The organism is Psychrobacter sp. M9-54-1 (assembly GCF_016613355.1).
Taxonomy (GTDB): Bacteria; Pseudomonadota; Gammaproteobacteria; order Pseudomonadales; family Moraxellaceae; genus Psychrobacter; species Psychrobacter faecalis.
The window spans coordinates 1-408 of the sequence record NZ_JADGFW010000014.1 but is presented as its reverse complement, the minus strand read 5'-3'; the positions used below and the strand labels follow the sequence as shown (position 1 = coordinate 408).

The window sequence follows — 408 nt, the reverse complement described above, 5'->3', positions numbered from 1 at the left end:
GGTGGTGACGCTGTGGCTGTGACTGCTGTGACTGCGACGTTAAAGTCCTCTGGACCTTCAAATACATTGTCGTTCACAATCGGTACGGTGATGTCAACGGAGGTTTGACCCGCTGGAATCGTCACGTTTTGTGTGACAGGTGCGGTGTAGTCAGCTGAGCCTTCAGTGCTGCCATCACTAATCGTGACAGTAACAACGGTATCTTCGGTACTTGGGTTGCTGATGCTGACTGTATAAGTCGCTTCATTAGGAGTACCGTCAGCAGCCATTTCATTCAGACTTGCTGTACCAGTGATGCTTACTATTGGGGTGTCATCACCTACCGTAGGATCAGTAGGATCTACAGGATCAGTGCCGTTAGTGGTGCCATCATCATAAATAGTGGTGGTGACGCTGTTGTTGGTACCG

The 408-nt window shown here is 49.8% G+C and carries 1 protein-coding gene; it reads right to left on the bottom strand.

Annotation, left to right across the window (positions count from 1 at the left end; genetic code table 11):
• Positions 1 to 408: Calx-beta domain-containing protein (locus IQ457_RS06835; RefSeq protein ID WP_242465380.1), on the bottom strand; the 408-nt coding region annotated here is incomplete at both ends.